5 protein-coding genes and 1 pseudogene are annotated in these 4901 nt (G+C 58.8%); 5 read left to right on the forward strand and 1 reads right to left on the reverse strand.

Annotated features, from left to right (window positions below; genetic code table 11):
- The 5 genes and pseudogenes from QMM04_RS20885 to nth form a co-directional block, all read left to right on the forward strand.
- A pseudogene (locus QMM04_RS20885) lies at positions 1-380 on the forward strand (electron transport complex subunit RsxC); the annotation flags it as partial.
- A complete protein-coding gene (gene rsxD, locus QMM04_RS20890) occupies positions 381-1439 on the forward strand; it encodes an electron transport complex subunit RsxD (protein WP_058769716.1) in 1059 nt (352 codons plus the stop codon).
- Positions 1440-1441: 2 nt separating this feature from the next.
- Positions 1442-2074, forward strand: coding sequence for an electron transport complex subunit RsxG (gene rsxG / locus QMM04_RS20895; RefSeq protein WP_278707595.1), 633 nt, complete (start codon positions 1442-1444; stop codon positions 2072-2074).
- Positions 2071-2772 (forward strand): electron transport complex subunit E, encoded by a 702-nt coding sequence (locus tag QMM04_RS20900; RefSeq protein ID WP_282996920.1) that lies wholly within the window; start codon positions 2071-2073, stop codon positions 2770-2772. The genes rsxG and QMM04_RS20900 overlap by 4 nt, the downstream gene beginning before the upstream one ends.
- Positions 2769-3401, forward strand: coding sequence for an endonuclease III (nth, locus tag QMM04_RS20905; protein ID WP_282996921.1), 633 nt, complete (start codon positions 2769-2771; stop codon positions 3399-3401). The genes QMM04_RS20900 and nth overlap by 4 nt, the downstream gene beginning before the upstream one ends.
- Positions 3402-3446: 45 nt before the next feature.
- On the opposite strand, the gene QMM04_RS20910 is transcribed toward nth, so the two are convergent.
- The gene (locus QMM04_RS20910; RefSeq protein ID WP_282996922.1) at positions 3447-4133 is read right to left on the reverse strand and encodes a CTP synthase; all 687 of its coding nucleotides are present in this window, start codon (positions 4131-4133) and stop codon (positions 3447-3449) included.
- Positions 4134-4901: the final 768 nt, after the last annotated feature.

The following is a 4901-nucleotide window of genomic DNA, read 5'->3' on the forward strand; positions in this document are numbered from 1 at the left end:
CCGACGCTGAGCCGGCAGCGGAAACGCCAGCGGCTGAGGTCGATCCGCGCAAAGCCGCAGTCGAAGCCGCTATCGCCCGTGCCAAAGCGAAGAAAGCGGCGGCGGCGCAGACGCCGGCCGACGCTGAGCCGGCAGCGGAAACGCCAGCGGCTGAGGTCGATCCGCGCAAAGCGGCGGTCGAAGCGGCGATTGCCCGTGCCAAAGCGAAGAAAGCCGCGGCCGCAGCGCAGCAGACAGCCGACGCGCCCGCCGCATCCCCTGAAGTGGAGGCTGCTGCCTCTCCTGACTCCGCCGACCCACGCAAAGCGGCAATTGCTGCCGCGGTCGCCCGTGCCAAAGCGCGTAAAGCGCAGCAGCAGCCTTCGACGACTGAGGACTAAATGGCTTTTCGTATTGCAAGTTCGCCTTATACCCATAACCGCCGCAGCACCGGCAACATCATGCTGCTGGTGGTGCTGGCCGCGCTGCCCGGCATGGCGGCACAGTGGTATTTCTTTGGCATCGGCTTCCTGATTCAGGTGCTGCTGGCGGTCGCTACCGCATGGATTACCGAGGGCGCGATTCTGCGCCTGCGTCACGCGCCGGTAGTGCCGACGCTGGCGGACAACTCTGCCCTGCTGACGGCGCTGCTGCTGGGCATCAGCCTGCCGCCGCTGGCGCCGTGGTGGCTGGTGGTGCTCGGTACCGTATTTGCCGTGGTTATCGCCAAGCAACTGTACGGTGGCCTCGGCCAGAACCCGTTCAATCCGGCCATGGTCGGTTATGTGGTACTGCTGATCTCCTTCCCGGTGCAGATGACCAGCTGGCTGCCGCCGGACGTACTGCAGGCCATTAAACCTGGCCTGATGGACTCACTCAGTATGATTTTTACCGGCCACACGCTGGCCGGTGACACCATGCAGCAGTTGCAGCTGGGTGTGGATGGCGTGAGCCAGGCTACGCCGCTGGATACCTTTAAAACCGGCCTGCGCGCCGGGCACAGCGCCGAACAGCTGCTGGCCCAGCCGATTTATGGCGGCGTACTGGCCGGCCTCGGCTGGCAGTGGGTCAATCTCGGCTATCTGCTCGGCGGCATGCTGCTGCTGGCGAAGAACGCCATCCGCTGGCATATCCCGTTCAGCTTCCTGCTGTCGCTGGCGCTGTGCGCCACGCTCGGCTGGCTGTTCGCGCCGCAGTCGCTGAACTCGCCGCTGGTGCATCTGTTCTCCGGGGCGACCATGCTCGGTGCGTTCTTTATTGCCACCGATCCGGTCACCGCGTCCACCACCAACCGTGGCCGGCTGATTTACGGTGCGCTGATTGGCCTGCTGGTGTGGCTGATTCGCAGCTTCGGTGGCTATCCGGATGGCGTCGCCTTCGCGGTGCTGCTCGCTAACATCTGCGTGCCGCTGATTGACTACTACACGCAGCCGCGCGTGTATGGACATCGCAGGGATTGATGATGATCGAAACCATTCGTAAAAACGCGTTCACGCTGGGCATGTTTGCCGTGATCACCACCGGCGTGACGGCGGTGGTCAACTATGTCACCAAACCGACGGTCGATCACCAGACCGCGCTGCAGCAGAAAAACCTGCTCGACCAGGTGGTGCCCACCGATTTGTACGACAACAATATTCAGCAGGAGTGTCTGCTGGTGACCGATGCCCGCGCGCTCGGCAACGACAAACCGCATCATCTGTATGTGGCGCGCAAAGGGGATCACCCGGTGGCCGCCGCACTTGAGACCACCGCCCCTGACGGCTATTCTGGCGCGATACAGATGCTGGTCGGCGCCGATTTCCACGGCAAAGTGCTGGGCGTACGCGTGATTGAACATCATGAGACGCCGGGTCTGGGTGATAAAATCGAGCTGCGAATTTCCGACTGGATTAACAGTTTTAACGGCAAAGTGGTGCACGGTGCCGACGATAAAGCCTTTGCCGTGAAAAAAGACGGTGGCGAATTTGACCAGTTTACCGGCGCGACCATCACGCCGCGCGCGGTGGTCAACGCCACCAAACGCACGGCGCTGCTGATTGAAACGCTGCCAGCGAAGCTCGCTTCGCTGCCTGAATGTGGAGATGCACCATGAGTGAAGCGAAAAATTTACTGATTGGCGGACTGTGGAAGAATAACTCGGCGCTGGTGCAGCTACTGGGGCTCTGTCCGCTGCTGGCGGTGACCTCAACCGCCACTAACGCACTGGGCCTTGGACTGGCGACCACGCTGGTACTGACCATCACCAACAGTGCGATTTCCGCTTCGCGCCGCTGGGTGCCGGGTGAAATTCGTATTCCGATCTACGTAATGATCATCGCCTCGGTGGTGAGCTGCGTGCAGATGCTGATCAACGCCTATGCCTATGGCCTGTATCAGTCGCTGGGCATCTTTATCCCGCTGATCGTCACCAACTGCATTGTGGTGGGACGCGCGGAAGCGGTGGCATCGAAAAGCAGTATTCCCCTCTCCGCGCTGGATGGCTTTGCCATCGGTATGGGCGCAACCTGTGCGATGGTGACGCTGGGTTCGATACGTGAACTGATCGGCAACGGCACGCTGTTTAACGGCGCTGACCAGCTGCTCGGGCCGTGGGCCAAAGCACTGCGTATCGAAGTGGTGCATTTTGATTCGCCGATGCTGCTGGCGATGCTGCCGCCGGGCGCGTTTATCGGCCTCGGCATGCTGCTGGCCGGCAAGTACCTGATCGACCAGAAAATGAAGCAGCGCGCCTTACGTCAGGCTGAGGCTGCTGCTGCCGTGCCGCAGGGTGAAACCGGGAAGGCTGTGTGAATAAGGATAAACGCCTGCAGATCCTCACGCGGCTGCGTGATGCTAATCCCCATCCGACCACCGAACTCAACTTCAGCTCGCCGTTTGAGCTGCTGATCGCTGTGCTGCTGTCGGCGCAGGCGACCGATGTCAGCGTCAACAAAGCCACCGCCCGACTCTATCCGGTAGCCAATACGCCAGCGGCAATGCTGGCTCTCGGGGTGGAAGGCGTAAAAGAGTACATTAAAACCATCGGGCTGTTTAACAGCAAAGCCGAAAACGTCATCAAAACCTGCCGTATCCTGCTGGAGCAGCACGGCGGTACTGTGCCGGAAGATCGCGCGGCGCTGGAAGCCCTGCCCGGGGTCGGGCGTAAAACCGCCAACGTGGTGCTCAACACCGCTTTTGGCTGGCCTACCATTGCCGTAGATACCCACATTTTCCGCGTCAGCAATCGCACCCGCTTTGCGCCGGGTAAAAACGTTGAGGAAGTAGAGCAGAAGCTGCTCAAGGTGGTGCCGACTGAATTTAAGGTTGACTGCCATCACTGGCTGATTCTGCACGGTCGCTACACCTGCGTGGCGCGTAAACCGCGCTGCGGCTCCTGCCTGATTGAAGATTTGTGTGAATTTGCGGAAAAGACCGACTGATCGGTAACGGCGCGACGCTGCGCGCCGTACTCTCAGCAATAATCGTTATCGCGCCGCCTGCAGCCACGCCACCACCAGCGGCGACAGGCGGTTTTGTAACGCGGCGCGTTCTGACTGAAACAGCGTGGCGACAAAGAACGGATGATCGGTCAGCTCTACCCCGCGCACATCCCCCTGCAAATCCCATGAGGTAATGCGGAGATTGCGCGTGGCCAGCGCCTCGCTGAACTCAGCATTAACGCCAAAGTTGCAGTGATAGCCTTCATTACTCTGCAGCGCGCCATAGGCCTGAGCGATACGTGAACCCGGCTCAAACGTCACCTCACCGCGCTGTTCCACCAGCGAGCAGGCCAGCGGCGCAATCACCCAGCGCGCGTCAGGGTCGGTCTCGGCATGGCCAGCATCCTCCCAGCCCAGCACGTCGCGCGCGTACTCCACCACCGCATACTGAAAGCCGGCGCACGAGCCTAAAAAGGGTTTACCGCTTTCGCGCGCCCAGCGAATGACGTCGAACACGCCGGCATCATTCAGGAAGGGACTGCCAGGCACCACCCAGACGGCATCATAGTCGTGCAGACGCGGCAGATCGATTTCCGGCGTGGCGATCCAGTCGGCGGTTACGTCAAGGGAGAGTGTGGCGGCGGCAAGCTGAATGGCAGGAGGAATGGCCTGATGCGCGACGGCACTGGCACGGTAATCGCCCACGAGAGCGACACGAACGGACTGCTTCATGATGAGTTCCTTGCAGGGAAAAAACGAGGTTACAGCAATTTCTTCAGGCTGTCGAAGGGCTGGCGATCGGCGATCCATCCTCCCCCTGCCTGGCGCAACAGGTCGCTGCCGCCGGGGGCGTTGCAGAGCTTATACAATGAAAGCCGCGATTAAGTGGTGAAATTGTCGGCAAACGGGAGAGCGGCAATCGTTTTCTTTTTTTACATTTCTAATTAATTGATAATTTTGTGCGCAGGATCAACAAATTAGCCTGCGGCTAACCGTCAGCTGCGTATTGTGCTCAACAATCAGACAATTGCGCTTACTTCTTCGGCAAAAATCAGGGGAATCATCCAGCTTAATGGGCTGGATAATATTATGTCCTGCCCGGAGCAGGAAAAGCAGTTTATCTCAGGAAAATCCATCAAACGATCTGCAACAAGAACAATTATCCTGCTATAATGTCACGCAGTGATATTTAACACTGATTTACAAGTTATTATCCTGGTTATAACCCTGCCTGTAACAAGTATTTCAGCGTGCAGAAAATGCTTGCCCTGTTGGCCTGATTCAGCCAAATTAGGCGCCGTTTTTCCTTTCTAATAACAATGTTGCGCGGGATTACTCAGCCCGACGCAGACTTAATTCCTGTCGTAAAACAGGCTATGTATAAACTGAGGTACACGTGTCAACTGCAAACAAACACACTGACGAGGCGGTAAGCCTCAACGCCTTCAAGCAACCGAAAGCGTTTTATCTGATCTTCTCCATCGAACTGTGGGAGCGTTT

The sequence above is a fragment of the Pantoea sp. Pa-EAmG genome (assembly GCF_030024295.1).
Taxonomy (GTDB): domain Bacteria; phylum Pseudomonadota; class Gammaproteobacteria; order Enterobacterales; family Enterobacteriaceae; genus Pantoea; species Pantoea dispersa.

Excerpts from the sequence above, each read along its gene's own strand:
- QMM04_RS20900 (WP_282996920.1), top strand. The coding sequence starts at position 2,071 with ATGAGTGAAGCGAAAAATTTACTGATTGGCGGACTGTGGAAGAATAAC.
- rsxG (WP_278707595.1), top strand. The coding sequence starts at position 1,442 with ATGATCGAAACCATTCGTAAAAACGCGTTCACGCTGGGCATGTTTGCC.
- rsxD (WP_058769716.1), top strand. The coding sequence starts at position 381 with ATGGCTTTTCGTATTGCAAGTTCGCCTTATACCCATAACCGCCGCAGC.
- QMM04_RS20910 (WP_282996922.1), bottom strand. The coding sequence starts at position 4,133 with ATGAAGCAGTCCGTTCGTGTCGCTCTCGTGGGCGATTACCGTGCCAGT.